The sequence below is a fragment of the Hydrogenophilus thiooxidans genome (genome assembly GCF_019049855.1).
Lineage (GTDB): Bacteria > Pseudomonadota > Gammaproteobacteria > Burkholderiales > Rhodocyclaceae > Hydrogenophilus > Hydrogenophilus thiooxidans.
In genome coordinates, this window is sequence record NZ_JAHLSY010000003.1 from 102,078 (window position 1) to 120,100 (window position 18,023).

The 18,023-nt window shown below is 61.4% G+C and carries 17 protein-coding genes; 11 read left to right on the forward strand and 6 right to left on the reverse strand.

The features are described 5' to 3' along the window. The 3 genes from nusA to purL form a co-directional block, all read right to left on the reverse strand. Window positions 1–1,473, reverse strand: a complete 1,473-nt coding sequence (gene nusA / locus KUL93_RS02445) for a transcription termination factor NusA (protein WP_217125537.1) — start codon at window positions 1,471–1,473, stop codon at window positions 1–3. Between the two features lie 25 nt (window positions 1,474–1,498). After that, a complete protein-coding gene (gene rimP / locus KUL93_RS02450) occupies window positions 1,499–1,933 on the reverse strand; it encodes a ribosome maturation factor RimP (protein WP_283249540.1) in 435 nt (144 codons plus the stop codon). Window positions 1,934–2,054: 121 nt separating this feature from the next. Continuing rightward, entirely contained in the window at window positions 2,055–6,005 is a 3,951-nt protein-coding gene (gene purL / locus KUL93_RS02455; protein WP_217125539.1) for a phosphoribosylformylglycinamidine synthase, read from the reverse strand. A 98-nt stretch (window positions 6,006–6,103) separates the two neighbouring features. Between purL and KUL93_RS02460 the strand changes: the two genes are divergently transcribed. From KUL93_RS02460 to trmD, 9 genes are all read left to right on the forward strand, one after another. Then, a complete protein-coding gene (locus KUL93_RS02460) occupies window positions 6,104–6,682 on the forward strand; it encodes a CBS domain-containing protein (RefSeq protein ID WP_217125540.1) in 579 nt (192 codons plus the stop codon). Beyond that, window positions 6,679–7,461, forward strand: a complete 783-nt coding sequence (locus KUL93_RS02465) for a phosphatase PAP2 family protein (protein WP_217125541.1) — start codon at window positions 6,679–6,681, stop codon at window positions 7,459–7,461. The genes KUL93_RS02460 and KUL93_RS02465 overlap by 4 nt, the downstream gene beginning before the upstream one ends. A 17-nt stretch (window positions 7,462–7,478) precedes the next feature. Beyond that, window positions 7,479–8,324, forward strand: coding sequence for a lysylphosphatidylglycerol synthase domain-containing protein (locus tag KUL93_RS02470; RefSeq protein ID WP_217125542.1), 846 nt, complete (start codon window positions 7,479–7,481; stop codon window positions 8,322–8,324). Next, window positions 8,321–9,367: a glycosyltransferase family 2 protein gene (locus KUL93_RS02475; protein ID WP_217125543.1), complete on the forward strand. Its 1,047-nt coding sequence runs from the start codon at window positions 8,321–8,323 to the stop codon at window positions 9,365–9,367. Before KUL93_RS02470 ends, KUL93_RS02475 begins: the two co-directional genes overlap by 4 nt. Next, complete coding sequence (locus KUL93_RS02480) at window positions 9,364–10,947, forward strand: ArnT family glycosyltransferase (protein ID WP_217125544.1); 1,584 nt, start codon at window positions 9,364–9,366, stop codon at window positions 10,945–10,947. The genes KUL93_RS02475 and KUL93_RS02480 overlap by 4 nt, the downstream gene beginning before the upstream one ends. After that, complete coding sequence (locus KUL93_RS02485; RefSeq protein WP_217125545.1) at window positions 10,944–11,642, forward strand: hypothetical protein; 699 nt, start codon at window positions 10,944–10,946, stop codon at window positions 11,640–11,642. The genes KUL93_RS02480 and KUL93_RS02485 overlap by 4 nt, the downstream gene beginning before the upstream one ends. 62 nt (window positions 11,643–11,704) lie before the next feature. Next, on the forward strand, window positions 11,705–11,953 hold the full coding sequence (rpsP, locus tag KUL93_RS02490) for a 30S ribosomal protein S16 (RefSeq protein ID WP_119335336.1): 249 nt from the start codon (window positions 11,705–11,707) through the stop codon (window positions 11,951–11,953). A gap of 20 nt (window positions 11,954–11,973) precedes the next feature. After that, window positions 11,974–12,489, forward strand: a complete 516-nt coding sequence (gene rimM / locus KUL93_RS02495) for a ribosome maturation factor RimM (RefSeq protein ID WP_217125546.1) — start codon at window positions 11,974–11,976, stop codon at window positions 12,487–12,489. Window positions 12,490–12,501: 12 nt separating this feature from the next. Then, window positions 12,502–13,215 (forward strand): tRNA (guanosine(37)-N1)-methyltransferase TrmD, encoded by a 714-nt coding sequence (gene trmD, locus KUL93_RS02500; RefSeq protein WP_217125547.1) that lies wholly within the window; start codon window positions 12,502–12,504, stop codon window positions 13,213–13,215. Here trmD and KUL93_RS02505 read toward each other — a convergent pair. Further along, entirely contained in the window at window positions 13,205–13,657 is a 453-nt protein-coding gene (locus tag KUL93_RS02505) for an Hsp20/alpha crystallin family protein (RefSeq protein ID WP_119335338.1), read from the reverse strand. The two genes, trmD and KUL93_RS02505, sit on opposite strands and share 11 nt — an antisense overlap. A gap of 186 nt (window positions 13,658–13,843) precedes the next feature. Here KUL93_RS02505 and rplS point away from each other — a divergent pair, with 186 nt between their 5' ends. After that, the gene (rplS, locus tag KUL93_RS02510; RefSeq protein WP_119335339.1) at window positions 13,844–14,233 is read left to right on the forward strand and encodes a 50S ribosomal protein L19; all 390 of its coding nucleotides are present in this window, start codon (window positions 13,844–13,846) and stop codon (window positions 14,231–14,233) included. 61 nt (window positions 14,234–14,294) lie between these two features. Here the strand turns inward: rplS and lptG are convergent, their stop codons facing one another. Both lptG and lptF read right to left on the reverse strand, forming a co-directional pair. After that, window positions 14,295–15,386, reverse strand: a complete 1,092-nt coding sequence (gene lptG / locus KUL93_RS02515; RefSeq protein ID WP_217125548.1) for an LPS export ABC transporter permease LptG — start codon at window positions 15,384–15,386, stop codon at window positions 14,295–14,297. Beyond that, window positions 15,383–16,447, reverse strand: coding sequence for an LPS export ABC transporter permease LptF (gene lptF / locus KUL93_RS02520; protein WP_217125549.1), 1,065 nt, complete (start codon window positions 16,445–16,447; stop codon window positions 15,383–15,385). The genes lptG and lptF overlap by 4 nt, the downstream gene beginning before the upstream one ends. Before the next feature lie 24 nt (window positions 16,448–16,471). On the opposite strand from lptF, the gene KUL93_RS02525 reads away from it, so the two are divergent. Further along, entirely contained in the window at window positions 16,472–18,022 is a 1,551-nt protein-coding gene (locus tag KUL93_RS02525; RefSeq protein ID WP_217125550.1) for a leucyl aminopeptidase, read from the forward strand. Window position 18,023: the final 1 nt, after the last annotated feature.

Below are 18,023 nucleotides of genomic sequence, written 5' to 3' on the forward strand. Positions count from 1 at the left end.
TTATTCGAACCAGTGGGCGCGCGCCTGGCTGATCAGCGATGCAGCCCGCTCAGCGTCGATCCCTGTGATCTCGACCAATTCGTCGGTTGCCAGCTCGCCCAGATCGTCGCGCGTGACGATGCCGGATTTGGCCAGTTTGACCGCGATTTGACGATCCATCCCTTCCAATGCCAACAACTCGGGCTCCAGTTTCTCGATCGCCTCCTCTTCGGCGATCGCGTCGGTAAGCAACGCGTTGCGCGCGCGCTCACGCAACGCTTGGACGATCTCCTCATCGAGCCCTTCGATCTCCAAGAGCTCCGCAATCGGAACGTACGCAACCTCTTCGAGCGTGGTAAACCCTTCGTCGATCAAGAGATCGGCCAGATCGTCGTCGACGTCGAGTTTTTCCATGAAGAACTGGCGCAACGCCTGCCGCTCCGCCTCTTTGCGTTCGCGCGACTCCGATTCGCTCATCAGGTTGATCGTCCAGCCGGTGAGCTCCGAGGCGAGCTTGACATTCTGCCCGCCACGACCGATCGCGATCGCCAAATTGGCATCATCGACCACGACGTCCATCGCGTGCTTCTCTTCGTCGACGACGATCGAAACCACTTCTGCGGGCTGCAGCGCAGCGATCACGAATTGCGCCGGGTCCGGCGACCAGACGATGATGTCGATGTGCTCCATCGCGATCTCTTGCCGCACCGCCATCACGCGCGTCCCTTTCATTCCGACGCACGCCCCCACGGGATCGAGCCGCGGGTCATGCGAATGGACCGCGATCTTCGAGCGTAGGCCCGGGTCGCGTGCACACCCTTTGATCTCGATAATCCCTTCTTCGATCTCCGGCACCTCCAATTCGAAGAGCGCGACGACAAATTCGGGCGAACTGCGCGACAAGATGATCTGCGGGCCCCGCCCCTGACGGTCGATCCGTTTGACCACCGCCCGCACGCGGTCGCCGACGCGCAACGCTTCGCGCGGGATCATCTCTTCCCGCGGCAGCAGCGCCTCCAACCGACCGATCTCGACAAAGGCGTTTCCCCGCTCCATGCGCTTGATCACGCCAGTGACCAGGCGATCGTCGCGCTCAAGGAACTCTTTGAGCATCTGCTCGCGTTCCGCGTCGCGAATCTTCTGCAAAATGATCTGTTTCGCGGTCTGCGCGCCGATGCGCCCAAGTTCGACCACCGGGATCTCTTCTTCGTAGTAGTCGCCGGGTTTGATGTCTGGTTTGAGCTCGCGAGCGTCGATCAGACCCATTTCCCGCTCGTCGTTCTTGACTTCGGCATCGGGCAGCACCAGCCAACGGCGCCACGCGCGATAGGTGCCGTGCTCGCGATCGATCTCGACCCGCACGTCGGCGTCTTCATGCAGATGCTTTTTCGTGGCCGAGGCGAGCGCCGCTTCGAGCGCGGAAAAAACCACTTCCTTCGTGACATTTTTTTCGTGCGCCAACGCATCGGCCAAGAGCAACATTTCCCGACTCATCGCAACGTCCTTTCCCTCATTCTTTTCACTCGAAGCGCGGGACCAAGCGCGCTTTGTCCAGCATATCCCACGCGACCACGACCGCAACGCCGTCGTCCAGCATCAAGGTCACCGCTTGGTCGGTAACCTGGGCGATCTGCCCGACGAAATGACGCCGCCCGTCGATCGCCTCCCGGGTGCGCAACTGCGCCCGTTCTCCCAGGAATCGGGCAAAATGGGCCGGCTTTTTCAACACCCGGTCGAGCCCGGGGGAAGAGACCTCCAGTCGGTCGTAGTCGACCCCTTCGACCTCGAAGAGGTGTTGCAGCTGGTTGCTCACCCGCTCACAATCGTCGAGCGTGATCCCCGTGGGGGCGTCGATGAAGACGCGGATGAGCCGCCCCCGCGGGCTCAATTCCAAATCCAGCAGCTCGTAGCCAAGCCCTTCGGCTACGCGTTCGATCATCTGTTCCAGGTTCATAAGAGTCACAAACAAAAAATGGGCGTTATCGCCCATTTTCCGAAAAAGAGACGGAAACGGCGAAGCGGCACTTGGCCCCTTCGACAATCGTTATTATGATAACTCGAATCGCGACAAAAGGCTAGCCTATCCAGCGACGCGCATTGGCAAAGAGCCGATACCAGGGGCTTTTCTCGCCAAGCCCCTCGGGTGCCCAGCTCCACTGCACCGTTCGGAATGCCCGCTCGGGGTGCGGCATCAGAATCGTGAACCGTCCGTCCGCTGTCGTGAAGCCGTTGAGCCCCCCCGGCGAGCCGTTGGGGTTGAACGGGTAGCGCTCGGTGGCGCGGCCATAATGGTCGATGTAGCGAATCGTTGCCAACGCCTGATGTTGCCGATCGGGATCCTCCCAATGCGCCCGACCCTCCCCGTGGGAGACGACGATCGGTAGCCGCGCCCCGGCCATATCGGTAAAGAGGATCGAGGGGCTGGGTAGTACCTCGACCATCGCGAAACGCGCTTCGAACCGTTCGGAACGGTTCGCGACGAACTTCGGCCAGTGTTCCGCTCCCGGGATGATCGGCGCAAGGTGCGCCATCATCTGACAGCCGTTGCAGATCCCGAGCGCAAAGGTATCCGGGCGGGCAAAAAATTCGGCGAACTGCGTTTTCAGCGCCTCATTGAAGAGGATTGCCGTAGCCCAGCCACGTCCGGCGCCCAGCACGTCACCGTACGAAAACCCGCCGCACGCGGCAAGCCCTACGAACTCGCGCAGATGGCGCCGCCCCGCGATGAGGTCACTCATCGTCACGTCGACCGCTTCAAACCCTGCCGCGTCGAATGCGGCGGCCATCTCGCGATGGCTATTTACCCCCTGTTCGCGCAGGATCGCGACCCGCGGACGCACGCCAGTGGCGATGAGCGCAGCGGCGGGATCTTCGTCGGGGTCGAAGGTGAGGACGCAATGAAGCCCCGGATCTTGGGCATCGCCCAACGCCTCGAATTCGGATTCGGCACAGACTTCGTCGTCACGGAGCCGCGCGATGCGTCGGCTCACTTCGCTCCAACGCTGCCACAGCACGGTTCGCTTCTCGTGAAAAAGCAGCGCCCCTTCCAGCCAGATGCGCAATTCGTCGTAAGTATTGAGGGTGCCGACGAAATGGAACGTCAGCCGATGCTGCTGCAAAATCGCGAGCACCGCGTCGCGATCGCTGCGGCGAATCTGCACAAGCGCCCCAGGCGCTTCGCTAAAGAGCGCGGCAAGCGCCGCGTCGTTGCGCCGCCCAGCCACCGTGTCGTTGCGCTTGGTGTAGTCGATGTCGTGCGTGGCGCGGTCATACGCCAAGGTATCGAGCTGCAGCGTCACCCCGACACCCGAAGCGAACATCATCTCGGCCGCGGTCGCGAGCAGCCCGCCATCGGAGCGGTCGTGGTAAGCCAGGATCAGGTCGTTTGCTTTGAGCGCTTGCAACGCCTCCCAGAACGCCACGAGGGTTTCCGGCGCGCAGTCAGGGGGGGTTTCCCCTTGCGAATCGAACACCTGCGCGAGAATCGAGCCACCCAAGCGGTTGCGCGCGCCGTCCAAGTCGATCAGCAATAGCTCGGTTTCGGGGGTGTCGCGATCGAGCACGGGAGTAAGCGTCCGCCGAACGTCGGTGACCGCAGCAAATGCGGTGCAGATCAGGGAAACGGGTGCGATCACCGCTTTCGCTTCCCCCGTTTCAGGGTCGTGCCAGACCGTTTTCATCGACAGCGAATCTTTGCCCACGGGGATCGCAAGACCGGACGCGACGCAGAAGTCGCGCGCCGCCTCTACGGCGCGGTAAAGGTTCGCGTCTTCGCCACGATGCCCTGCTGCGGCCATCCAGTTTGCGGAGAGTTTCACCGTGGTAAGCGGTCCGCGCACGTCGGCAGCCGCCAGATTGGTGACCGCCTCGGCAATCGCCAGGCGAACCGACGCCGCAGGGTCGTTGATCGCAACGGGCGTTCGTTCGCCCATCGCGATCGCTTCACCGCCGAACCCGACGAAATCGGCAGCGGTCACCGCGACGTCGGCAACCGGTACCTGCCAGCGCCCCACCAGTTGGTCGCGCGCGGTCAATCCCCCGACGGTGCGGTCACCGATCGTGATCAGGAACTTCTTGCTCGCCACTGCGGGGTGAGCGAGGACTCGCATCACCGCGTCGCGCAGATCGATGGTGGTGAGGTCAAAGGGGGGCAAAAAAATGGTGCGACTTGCCACCACCCGTTTCATGCGCGGGGACTTACCCAGCAGGATCTCCATTGGGAGCGCAACTGGATCGTTAGCGAAGAGGCGGTCATGCACGCGGAGCATCCCATCCTCGGTCGCTTCGCCGACGACCGCGAACGGGCACCGTTCCCGCGCACAAATCGCCGCGAACCGCTCCAGTTGCGTCGGATCGATCGCCAGCACGTACCGCTCTTGCGCCTCGTTACACCAGATTTCACGCGGGCTCATCCCGGGCTCTTCGATGGGCACCTCGCGCAACTCGATCGTAGCACCCAGTCCCGCCCCATCGACCAGTTCGGGAAGGGCGTTCGAAAGGCCCCCGGCACCCACGTCGTGGATCGAGAGAATCGGGTTCTCTGCCCCCAAGGCCCAACAACGGTCGATCACCTCCTGACAACGGCGCTGCATTTCCGGGTTGTCACGCTGCACCGACGCGAAATCGAGTTCCGCGTCGTTCGCGCCCGTAGCCATCGACGAAGCCGCACCGCCCCCGAGACCGATGAGCATCCCCGGCCCACCCAACTGCACCAGGAGCGTTCCGGGCGCAAAACCGACTTTGTGGCTCTGTTCCGCAGCGATCGCGCCCAAACCGCCTGCGATCATGATCGGTTTGTGGTAGCCGCGCACCTCGCCTTGGACTTCGCGCTCGAACGTACGGAAATAACCACACAGATTGGGACGCCCGAATTCGTTATTGAACGCCGCGGCACCCAGCGGCCCTTCGATCATGATCTCGAGCGGCGACGCGATCCGATCGGGCTTGCCGTAGGGTTTTTCCCACGGTTGGACGAAATCGGGCAAGTGCAGGTTCGAGACGGTAAACCCAACCAACCCCATTTTCGGGGAAGCGCCACGGCCGGTCGCCCCTTCGTCGCGGATCTCACCGCCTGCCCCCGTCGCGGCGCCCGGATAGGGAGAGATCGCGGTGGGGTGGTTGTGGGTTTCGACCTTGCCCAGATAATGGGTGACCATTTCGTGCGCGCACCAGACCCCTTCCGAATCCGGAAACCACCGCGCCACGGTTCGTCCGGTGAAAATCGCCGCGTTGTCGGCGTATGCGACCACCGTCCCCTCCGGATGGGCTGCGTGGGTATCTCGGATCATCGCAAAGAGCGACTGCGCCATCGGCCGGCCGTCGATCACCCACTCGGCGTTGAAAATCTTGTGACGGCAATGCTCCGAATTGGCTTGCGCGAACATCGTCAGTTCGACGTCGGTAGGATCGCGCCCCAGTTCGGTGAAAGCAGCGAAGAGGTAATCGATCTCGTCTTCGGAAAGCGCGAGCCCCCATTCGCGATTCGCCCGTTCGATCGCGGCACGCCCTTCGGTCATCACCGGCGCGGTAGCGAGTGGTTTCGGGGAATAATGGGCAAAGAGCGCCTCCCCTGCCTCCGAGTCCTTTAGAATCGATTGCGTCATCCGATCGTGGAGCAATGCGGCAACGCCAGCTTGTTGCTCGGGGGTCAAGCTCTCCCATTCGGCGACGCGAATCGCCGTACCGTGTTCGATGCGCTTCACCGCGGTCAACCCACACTGATGCAGAATTTCGGTGGCCTTCGACGACCACGGTGAAATCGTCCCCAGCCGCGGCGCCACCAGAAACCCTGCGCTCCAACCGGGCACTTTTTGCCGTTCTGCCTGCAAAATTTGGGTCAAACGCGCTTCCAGCAACGCTGCATCCCCGTGGTCCGGCGCCAATTCCAGCCAATACCACGCATACGCGGTCACCGTCACACGGGTGCCCACCGCACGCGACACGCGCGCACTCGCGCTCGCTTCACGCGCCGCAGACCAAATAGGGGAACCCAGGAAATGCCAAATCGTCAGTGCAGAAGCGGGCATCGCAAAACGCCTTTCACAGAATCCGTTGCCATCAACCGCAATTGTACGCGGTTCTTTCGTTACAATGAGAATAGGCCCAACCACACAAGGAGACAACCATGACTGGAAAAGCGCTGCAACCGATCCCGTTCCCCCAAAAGCCCTTCCTGTTGCAACCGCCGCGCGCCGATCGGCCGGCTACGCTCAACGCCCCGGCGATCGAGGTGCTGACCGATTTTTCCCGGACACCGCCGGTGGTCACCACCCCGGAAGAGTCGGTGGTAGACGCCGAGCAGCGGATGATCCGCCGTGGCGTGCGTTCCGTACTGGTCCTCAACGCAGAGGGACGAATCGTCGGCATTCTCACCGCTGCCGATATCTTGGGCGAAAAGCCACTGCGTTTCGCGCAAGACAACAATCTGGCCCCCACGGAGGTTCGTGTCGGGGATATCATGACCCCGATCGAGAAGATGGATGCGCTGACCTTCGAGCAGGTCAGTCGCGCAACGGTTGCCGATATCGTCGCGACGCTTCAGGCCTTGGGGCGCCAACATACGCTGGTCGTCGAAAAGCGTGACAGTGAATGGGTGGTGCGCGGCATCTTCTCCTCGACCCAAATCGCGCGCCAGCTCGGTACCGAAGTGCCAATCCTCGTGAAAGCCCGCACCTTCGCCGAAATCGAAGCGGAATTGAAGTGATCCGCTCGCTCCTCGTCTCGGCACTGCTCTTTTTGGGGGTCGGTTACGGGCTAGGTACGCTTCCGGCAAACGAGACGCTCTTTCGCGTCATCAACCAAGGCGCCGCGGGTTTGCCCGCCTCTTTTTGGGCAACGCTCACCAACCTGGGCGCGACGAGCGTCGCGGTGGCGCTGCTGGTTGCCGTCACCCCCTGGTCGATGCGACCGTTGTGGCTCGCGGCACTTGCGGCCCTTCCTACGACGCTGCTCGTCCATGGCCTCAAAAAGGCGGTCGCAGCCCCTCGCCCCGCCGCGGTTCTCGAGCCGCAGCAGATCGTCTGGTTCGACCTGCTCCCCAAAAGCGGCGCGTTTCCGTCCGGTCATACCGCAACCGCTGTCATTCTGGGCGGGGCGCTCCTTTGCGGATTTGCTGTGCGTCGTAAGCGGGTGGCGGCTCAACAACGCACTCTGCCCGAGGCAAGGATCTGGCTCATTGGCGCGGGGTTTGTCTTGCTGGTTTTCGCGATCGCGTTGTCGCGGGTCGCCGTTGGTGCCCACTGGCCCAGTGACGTGATCGGCGGGCTCGGCGCGGGGCTCTTTGGCTTGACCGTTGCCGCTTTTCTGATTCGCCGTTTTCCCGAACCATCCCCACAAACGACCCGATTTTTGCTCGTCGGAGGGCTTGCGACGGCTGCCTACGCCCCTTTCGACCACGCAATTTATCCCAGCGGCGCCGCGCTCGTCTGGGTGGTTGCGCTCGCGGCGTGGGTCGGCGCCATACGGCGTTTTGGGGGGCAGTAGTGGGCCGAGCAGTTCGCATGATGGTCGCGATCGCCGTCACCGTCGGGTTGGCGGCGTGGTTCTTCCACCAGTACCACGACGCGGTCACCACCGCGCCTTGGCAGCAGTGGAACCTGCGCGATTTCGCTGGTCCTGCACTTCTCATCGTCGCAAGCCACCTGCTGCGTGCGGCGCGCCTCCATGCGGAACTGCGCGCGCTCTCTTTTGCTGCCTGTTGGCGACTGCTTGCGTACCATACCTTCTGGGTCAATATCCTGCCGATGCGCAGCGGCGAGATGGCGCTGCCGTTGCTCCTGGCGCGACACCACCAGGTTCCACTCGTTCGCGCGACCGCAACCCTTTTGTGGCTGCGCGTGCAGGATCTGATGGTGCTCATCCTCCTGGCAGCGATTCTCTGGCCTGAACTCCCCTTGTTCGTCCGTTTGGGTATCGTCGCACTCCTCGTTGTAGCCCTCCTGCTTCTGCCCTTTTGGCTGGCGCTCGTGGAACGGTTGCGTTGGCCGTGGCTTGAACGCTTCATCGCCGCGCTGCACATCGCGATTACCCATTCCCACTCTGTCTGGCATTGGACGATTGCCAATTGGTGTGTCAAAATCGCGGCGGTCGGGTGGCTTCTCGCTGCACTGCTGCCACTCGACGGTTTCGCAGCGTTGGGTGGCGCATTGGCCGGAGAACTCGCGGCGATTCAACCCGTTCAAGGCATTGCCGGATTTGGTCCTTATGAGGCGGCAGTGGCTGCGCTGTGCCAAACGTTTTATGCGATCCCCCTCGCTTCTGGCGTCGTGGCGGGGTTTGCCGCACACCTGCTGCTGTTGGCCGTGAGTACACTCATGGCGTTTTTGGCTTGGATCGGAAACCAATGAATTTGCCCGAACACCGTCTGTCGATCGTGGTCCCGTTCTACAACGAAGAAGAGAACATCGCGCCGTTGGTGGCGCAAGTGCATCAAGCGTTAGCCAACTACCCCCATCCGTGGGAGCTGATCCTGGTCGACGACGGCTCAACCGACCATACGTTGGAACGCATCATTGAAGCGCAGCAACACTACGGCGGTCACGTCCGACTGGTTGCGTTGCAACGCAATTTCAAACAGACCGCTGCAATGCAAGCCGGCATCGATGCCGCACGCGGCGACGTGATCGTCACGATGGATGGCGATCTGCAAAACGACCCGGCGGATATCCCCAGACTTGTGGGCCGCCTGCTCAGCGAAGAGCTCGATCTCGTCTCCGGTTGGCGCAAAGAGCGGAAAGACGACTTTCTGCTGCGCACGTTCCCCTCGCGCCTCGCCAATGCGCTGATCGGACGGATCACCGGCGTCAAACTCCACGATTACGGGTGCAGCTTGAAGGCCTACCGCGCCAGCGTTCTGAAAAATGTCACACTCTATGGCGAAATGCACCGCTTCATCCCGGCGTGGATGGCCACGGTCACGCACCCGCGTCGCATCGCAGAAGAAGTGGTGACACACCACCCCAGGCGTTTCGGTCAATCGAAATACGGACTGTCGCGCACGTTTCGCGTGATTCTCGATCTGTTGTTCGTCTATTTCTTCATGCGCTTTCGCACTCGCCCCGGCCACTTCTTCGGCGGCATCGGCATTGCGGTCGCTGCGCTGGGCGGTCTGATCTTGACTTATCTCTTGGGTGTCAAACTTTTTCTGGGGGAATCGATCGGCGGGCGACCGCTTCTTCTTGCCGGTTTTTTCTTGGTTTTGAGCGGCGTGCAGTTCCTCACCACCGGGGTGCTTGCCGAAATGCTCACCCGGGTCTATCACGAATCGGGAGAGCGAACGCAGTACCAGGTGCGTACGATCACCCCCACGGATGCCGAAGCGGGGTGGCATAAGCCCGCGCAGTCTGAACCGAAAACGAACGATCCCGCACACGGAGTCGCATCCGTATGAACGGACGGATTGGGTTTTGCCCCGAACCGGTGGCAACGTCGCTGCGCGTCCGTAGCGTCTGGGCGCTCTTGCTGCTCTCCCTGGTCGTTGGTTTCGTCTTTTTTGCCCATTTGGGAGGGTACCCGCTCTTCGATGTCGATGAAGGGGCATTTGCTGAAGCGACGCGAGAAATGGTCGCGAATGGTGACTACGGCTTCCCCGTGCTCGACGGCGCTCCGCGGTTCGACAAACCCATCCTCATTTACTGGCTGCAAGCGGTAGCGATGACGCTTTTTGGCGTCGAGACGTGGAGCGCTCGCTTCCCTTCTGCCGTCGCTGCAGTCCTTTGGGTCTTCGCTACCTGGCATTTCGCCCGCCATCGCTTCGGTGACCGCCCGGCGTTCCTAGCCGCCGCGATTTTGGCCACCGCAATCGGCCCGTGGGCGATCGGTCGCGCGGCAACTGCCGATGCGTGGTTGAATCTTTGGCTGGCGCTTGCTGCGTTCGACGCTTGGCGCCACATCGAGTCGCACCGCCGCACACCACTTGTTCGGGCCTATTTGTGGATGGCGCTTGGCTTTCTCACCAAGGGCCCCGTCGCGGTGCTCGTTCCTGGAGCGGCGGTACTCCTGTATTGTGCCGCTCAAGGCAATTGGCGCCGTTTTTGGGCGATGCTGCGCAACCCGATCGGTTGGCTGGTGTTCCTTGGGGTCGCCCTTCCCTGGTACGGTTACGCGTTGTGGCGTGAAGGGTGGGCGTTCGTCGAAGGATTTTTCCTCAAGCACAACGTGCAGCGTTTTGCCGACACCTTGGAACGACATGGCGGCGATTGGTGGTATTTCCTCGCGGTCACACCGCTTCTCCTCGCACCGTGGACCTTCCTGCTCCTTCCCGCCCTCACCCGGATATGGGCCGACCGCACCGTGGCGCTACGCCGTTTTCTCTGGTTCTGGGCGGTTTTCGTCGTGATCTTCTTTTCGTTGGCCCAGACGAAACTGCCCCACTACGCTCTCTACGGCATCACTCCGCTCGCCCTTTTGCTCGCCAATCACCAGGACCATGCCCGTGGGAAATGGTTGGCGACCGTCCCCGTGCTTTCGGCGCTCATCGTCGTGATCACCGCAACCCTTCCTGCGCTGCTGGTCGAAGTGGCGCAACGCTCGGATCGACTCTCCCCCTTCCACCAAGCGCTCGCCGCGGGCGCTTTCGAAGCGTGGCCCGTTGAAGCGTACCTCGCTGCGGGTGCGGCACTGCTGCTCATCGTTGCGTTTTGGCGCTGCCAATCACTGCTCAGCTCCGAGATCAGCGCACTCCTGAGTGCCGCGGTGGCGTCTCTCTGGCTTGCGTTCCGTCTGTTACCGTGGGCCGGGGAGGTGCTTCAAGGCCCCATTTACCGCGCGGCGGTTGCCGCGCAGGGGCAACCGGTGGTCAATATCGGGCTACGCGCGCCGAGTTTCAGTTTTTACCGTCAAGCGATCACGCCGAAACGGCCGCCCGCCCCCGGCGAGTGGTTCGTGACTCGGATCGACCGACTGCCGGAATTCCCCTATACGCTTCGTTTCGAGGCGCGTGGTGTCGTGCTGGGAGAACGCACGCAATGAAGCTGCGCCCGTTGCGCGTTACCCTGACGTTCGTTGCAATCGCTGCGCTCGCCACATTTACCCTACTATGGATCGCGCCGCCCCCACCTGCCGATTGGGAAGCCGCGCCACCGTGGCATGCCCGACAAAACGGTGCGTACTGGCAAGTCATGGGATGGACGCTGGGCGCCACCACGCCCGAACAGGTCGCGAAACGGCTCGGCAGCGACGTGCAGTGGGCGATTCTGCGTCGACCCGAGCAACCCGTCGTACTCGAAGGCTGGGTACCTGAGTTCGCCGTTCAGGGGCTAACGGGAAAATTGCTGCTCCAATTCGAACTGCCGGAACCGCTGCAAGCGCTCGCCGAAGCCGAAGGACGGGGCGCCGAAATCACGGCAAGCGGCAACCTGCGACGCGAATTCGACCCCTTGCACCAGAGCGACCCCCGCTGGCGACAGGCAACACAGTTGCAACTGCTCACCTTCCTACCGAGTGTGCGCATCGATGCCGCAACCCTCGAAGCGCGCTTCGCTGCGCTGGGAACAGCGCCACACCGCTGGCAAGACGAAACGCAGGCGTCGCACTGGCTCTATGCGCTTTCCTGCGCCGCACCTTGTACGCCCTTGGGCGTCCATATTGCATTACCGGCTGAAAACGGTCGCCCGGTGATCGAGTACGCGCTCCTCGAACGGTTCGCTGCGCTCCTCCCTTCTTGATTTTCCCGCCTTTTTCGTTATAATGCGCTGCTTTCCCAACTAACGATTAGGAATCGACTCTCATGGTGGTGATTCGTCTTGCCCGTGGCGGCGCGAAAAAGCGCCCGTTCTATAGCGTCGTCGTTACCGACTCGCGCAATCGGCGTGACGGTCGTTTCATCGAGCGTGTCGGCTTCTACAACCCCGTGGCCTCTGGCAACGAAAAGCCGCTGTCGCTCAATCTGGAACGCGTCGATTATTGGGTAAGCAAAGGGGCGCAGCTTTCTGACGCCGTTGCGCGCTTGGTGAAGCAAGTCCGCCGCGCTGGCTAACTCGTTTTCGTATCGCTGCAATGAGCGAGGTCATCGTACTCGGACGACTTACCTCGCCCTTTGCGATCAAAGGCTGGTTCAAACTCCACCCTTTCGGCGACGACCCCGAATCGTGGCAGGCAATGCCACAGTGGTGGGTGTCGCCGGAGAGCGGCGCGCCACTCGATGCGTGGCAGCAACTGACCTTAGAAGCGCTAACCCCACATGGAAAGGGGTGGATCGTCAAATTTCAGGAAATTTCCGACCGCACTGCTGCGGAAGCGTACCGTGGCTGGTACGTCGGGGCGCCGCGTTCCGCACTGCCCGAACCCGAAGCCGACGAATTTTACTGGGGCGATCTCGTCGGCTGTAGGGTCGAAACTCCAAAGGGCGAGGTGTTGGGCGTGGTGATAGAGCTCATTTCGGCCGGTGCGCACGATGTCTTGGTCGTGCGCAATGACAAGAAAACGCACCTCATCCCGTTCGTCCGCGCCTATGTCCCCACGGTGGATCTCAACGAGCGGCGAATCGTAGCCGATTGGTCCCCCGAATGGTGATCTGACCCGTTCGTGCGTTGCGACATCGTCACCCTTTTCCCCGAAATGTTTGCCGCGCTCACCGAGTACGGTGTGACGGGACGCGCCGCGAAAAGGGGGCGTTATACGCTCGTCTTCCACAATCCTCGCGACTACACCCCGCTCCCCCATCGTCAGGTAGACGATCGCCCCTACGGCGGGGGACCCGGCATGGTCATGCGGCCCGAACCCCTCACCGCGGCGATCCGCGCAGCGAAAACCGCCCAACATGCTGAGCTGGGTTTCACCGGCCCGGTGATCTATCTTTCACCCCAAGGCAAACGCTTCACCCAAGCCGATGCCCACCGGCTTGCGCAGTACCCGGCGTTCACGCTGTTGTGTGGACGTTACGAAGGGATCGATCAGCGCGTGATCGACCTCGAGGTCGACGAAGAGCTGTCGCTGGGTGATTTCGTCTTGAGCGGTGGCGAACTCGCGGCGATGGTGGTACTCGACGCCACGATTCGGTTGCTTCCCGGTGTTTTGGGTGATGCCGAATCGGCCCGTCGCGACTCGTTCCAGGCGGGATTACTCGACCATCCCCACTATACGCGCCCGGAAACCTTCGAAGGGTTACGTGTGCCCTCGGTACTGCTTTCAGGCAATCACACTGCGATACAAAAATGGCGGCAGGCGCAAGCGATGGAACGCACTGCGCGCTGCCGCCCCGATCTTTTGGACGATCGCAAAGACGCATTCAACCCTTGATTTCGATCCGTTTCGGCTTCACCGCTTCACTCTTGCCGATCCGTACTTCGAGCACCCCGTCTTTGAACTGCGCGGAGATCTGATCCGGATCGGCATCTTCGGGCAACGTGAAGCTGCGAACGAACCGACCATAGACCCGCTCGACGCGGTGATATTTCTTGTCTTTCTCTTCTTTCTCTTGTTTGCGTTCGCCACTGATCGAAAGCACCCCGTTTTCCAACGTCACATGGACGTCGTCCTTCGCAAGGCCGGGCAAATCGGCTTTGATCAGATAGCCGTTTTCGTTCTCCTCGATATCGACGAGCGGCGCCCAGTCAGCCATCCGCATCGCTTCCTGCCCTTCGCTGCTCGGCACGAGCGAACGGCTCATCAACGCCGCCAGTCGATTTTGCAGTTCTTCCAGTTCCCGAAACGGATTCCATGGCATGATGCGCGTGGTCATGGTGACACCTCCTTTCGTTGCTTCCTCAGTCTTAGTTTTTTATTTAGGGTCACACTTGCGCTTTTCAAGAGGTTTGGCAACGAATGCCCCCGCTTTTCTTTTTGTTTCACTTTGGTACAATTCCGGCTTTTCACTGCACCACCAACCCTCGGGTTGCTCTGGGCACGAAGTCGAAAGGAGCCAATCATGAACCTGTTGGAACAACTCGAACGCGAAGAGATCGAACGCCTCACTCAGGGTAAGACCATCCCCAACTTTCGCGCGGGGGATACGGTGAGTGTCGCAACGCGCGTCGTCGAAGGGAACCGTACACGGATTCAGAACTTCGAAGGCGTCGTGATCGCCAAACGCAATCGCGGGCTCAACTCGTCGTTCATCGTCCGCAAAATCTCTTCCGGCGTCGGGGTCGAGCGCACCTTCCAACTCTATTCCCCGCTCATCGAGTCGATCACAGTAGTGCGCCGCGGTGACGTGCGCCGCGCCAAGCTCTACTACCTGCGCAACCGCTCCGGGAAGTCGGCGCGTATCAAAGAGTTGGTTGGCGCCAAAGCGCAGAAAGCCTCGCGCGCCATCTAACCCGTTTTTCTCGATCCCGCAAAAAGCCCGCGAATGGTTCGCGGGCTTTTTTACGATTCCTTCAACGTTGTTCGATCCGCCACCACAAGGCGATTGCCAAGAACGCAAAGAAGAGGACCGGCAGCAGCGCGGAAACGAACGGCGAAACCCCCCAAACGGCAACGATTCGGCCGCTCAGTTGCGTGAGCAGGAAAAACGCCACGCCCAACATCGTCCCGGCAAAGACCCGCCACCCCAACTGCACCGTTCTGCTGTGCCCCATCACGAAAGGAACGGCAAGGGTGGCCATCACCACCAACAAGAGCGGCAACAAAACTTTACGCCAAAACGCTGCCTCGAACGGTTTGCTCTCTCCCCCGTTCTTTCGCAAAAATTGAATGTAGCGGTAAAGGACGTCGAGCCTCATCCGCTGCGGTTCGACCCAGAGCACTGCCAGGGTTTCCGGCGTGAGCTCACTACGCCAGAAGTGGTCCCGGAGCGTTTCCTGACGGACTGCGTCATCCTGAAAGGTACGCCGCTCGACCTCGGGAAAGTACCATCCCTCTTGCGCTGCATCGTAAATCCCTTCAGGCGCATGATCGATCGCCTGCAACCGCGGTTTATCGCCCGGTTCGAGCCGATACCACCAGACATCGCCAATCGTTTGCGCGTCGCGCACGGCACCGATGTGCACGAAACGGTCCCCATCGCGGACCCACAAACCGCGTCGCGGCGAACGCTGCGCCGCATCGACACCGATCCCCTCATCCCATTGCCGCGCCAGCCGTTCGGTCACCGGTACAACCCATTCGGCCAGCGCCATCGTCGCCGCGGCGACCGCCAGCGCGGCAATCGCAACCAGCCGCCACAATCGATAGGGGGACAACCCCACGGTGCGCAACACCGCCAACTCCGAATGACGCGCCAGTTGCGCCAATGCGACCAACGTTCCTACCAACAACGCAACCGGTGCCATTTCGACCCATCGCCCGGGTTGCAACAACAGCGCGTACCCCAATACCCGAAAAACCGTCCATCCGGGTTGTCCCAAGCGATCCAGCGCGTCCAAAAAATCGAAAAAGAGCAACAAGCCGCCAAAAACCGCGCCGACCAAAAGGGTTCCGCGCAGAATGTTCCCGACCAGCCAACGCGATACCAGGTGGTTGCACATCATCGCGTCCGCCTCATGCGCCACAGATAAGCAAGCACCAGCAGCGCAAAAAAGAGCAGGTGCGGCGCCCAGAAACCCACGGCAAAGGGCGTTCGTCCTCGAACGACATACGCCTGAGCAAGCGACAACAGATTCACATAGGCGAAGAACACGAGGAGCGCAACGAAGAGCGTCACACCGCGCACCGTGCGCGGTTCAGCTTCGGCAAGCGGTAACGCGAACACCACGAGCAGCAAAGCGGCAAACGGTAAGCCGAAGCGCTGCACCAACTCACCTGCCGCCGCCCGGTGCCCCTCGTGCGCCATCTGCCACAGGGACGCGGTCGCGACGGCACGGACACGCTGCACCTCGGAAACCGGTTTGGGCGGCGTCACCCAAAGCGCCTGTTCGCGAAATTCGATCACACGAAAGGCCAAAGGAGACGACCCCTCCTCATACCGCGCCCCTGAGACCAAAACCACCCATTTGCCATCGTCGCGATTTTCGACGCGCGCACCATCGGCAACGACGATCGTTTGTCGCCCCGCTTGCCAATGGCGCATGAAAAAAAGACCCACGGCGTTCTCGCTCCGAGGGGCGACGAAAAGGACCCGCTGCCCATCCTTCGACTCGCGAAATATCCCAGGGGCAACGGTCTGCGTCTCGTCTCGTGCTTGTGCCACAGCTTTCAAACGATCCTTCTGCTGCTCGGCGAAGGGCACCAACCAGGTCGTCAAGAGCGCCAGTCCAAGCGCCAAAACCACGCCCAACCCCAACACCGGCGCCGCCAAACGCCAACGCGACACTCCCAGCGCGCGCCAAACCGCCCATTCGCTCTCACGCACCCACCGCTGCATCACAAGCAGCGTTGCGGCAAAGGCGCTCAGCGTCACGATGAGCGGCAGCTTCTCACTGATGGCCCACGGCAGATACGGCAAATAGAGGTCAGACGGGAGATCGCCCGCGGCAACCGTCCCCAACAGACGCACCATCGATACCGCGGTCAGGATCAATGTGAGCGCCACCGCAATGAGTAGCGCCGTGCGGCCGATCTCGGCTAGAATGGAACGATCGAAAACCTTCATCGAAACAAAGGGAGCAGTAAACCCATGAAATTTACCATATCGGATCTCCCCTTCGAAAAGATTGCGGCAACGACCCTCGTCGTACCGCTCTTTACCGACGAAACCGATCCCAATCGGGAACGGCTCGACAAAGTGACGAAAGGCAAATTCGGTCGCTTGTGGGCGCAAGAGGTCGACCGCGACGTCGTTGGGCAAATCTTCCGCTACACCGATCTTCCTGGCCTTGCGGCTTCACGCCTTCTGGTAGTTTCCCTCGGGGAACGGGGCAAATTCACCGCGCAAAAATGGGCCAAAGCAGCACAAGCCGTCGCGACCGCGCTCGCCAACGGCCCGATCGGCTCGGCTGCGCATCTTTTAGCAAGCGTCGACCTGCCGCAGATGCCGCTCGCGCAACGGCTGCGCCTCCTCACCTACTGGTTCCGTCAGGCACAGTACCGCTACGATGCCACGCTGGGCGAAAACAGTGCGAAGGCAAAATCGCCCAAAGGCGCGGATCGCGTCGAACACCTGATCCCGGAAGCGGCAACGGACGCTCTTTACCGCGCGGTTGCCGAAGGGGACGCGATTGCCGAAGGGGCGCTCCTCACCCGCCAACTCGGTGACCTACCCGCAAACGTCTGCACCCCCGAATACCTCGCGGAAACCGCCGAAAACCTGGCCAAAGCGCACGATCTGAAATGCCACGTGCTCGACAAAAAAGAGGCGGAAAAACTGGGCATGGGCGCCTTTTTGGCGGTTGCGGCCGGAGCCAAGCGTCCGCCGAAGCTCATCGTGCTCGAATACCGGGGTAGCGGCGTGAAGAAAGCGGAACGCAAACCGATCGCGCTCGTGGGCAAAGGGATCACCTTCGACACCGGCGGGATCTGCCTCAAACCCGCGGCGCAAATGGATGAGATGAAATACGACATGTGTGGTGCAGCAACGGTATTGGGGACGATGAAAGCGATCGCGCTCATGGCGCTGCCGCTCGATGTCGTTGCCGTGATTCCAGCCACCGAAAACATGCCAGGCGGTTCGGCAACGCGTCCGGGCGACGTCGTCACCACCCTTTCGGGGAAAACGGTGGAAATTCTCAATACCGACGCCGAAGGGCGGCTGATCCTCTGCGACGCGCTCACCTATGTGCAACAGCGCTATCAGCCCAGCAAAGTGGTCGATATCGCAACACTCACTGGCGCGATCCTCATCGCACTGGGTAAAGTCGCAACAGGCCTCATGGGCAACGACGACACGCTCCTTGCCGAACTCAAAGCCGCTGGCGACGAAGCGTTCGATCGCGCCTGGCCGCTTCCGCTCTGGGACGATTACCAGGAGCTCCTGAAGAGCCGTTTTGCCGACATCCCCAACATCTCGAGCGGGCGCGACGCGGGTTCGATCACCGCAGCGGCATTCCTCTCCCGCTTCATCGAACCGGGCACCCCGTGGGCCCACCTCGACATCGCCGGAACCGCATGGCTTAGCGGCGAACAGAAAGGAGCAACGGGCCGCCCGGTGCCGCTGCTGACCCACTGGTTGCTGAAAGAAGCCGAACGCGCCCATGCGGCGCACGCCGAAACGGACCAACCGGCCGATTGAC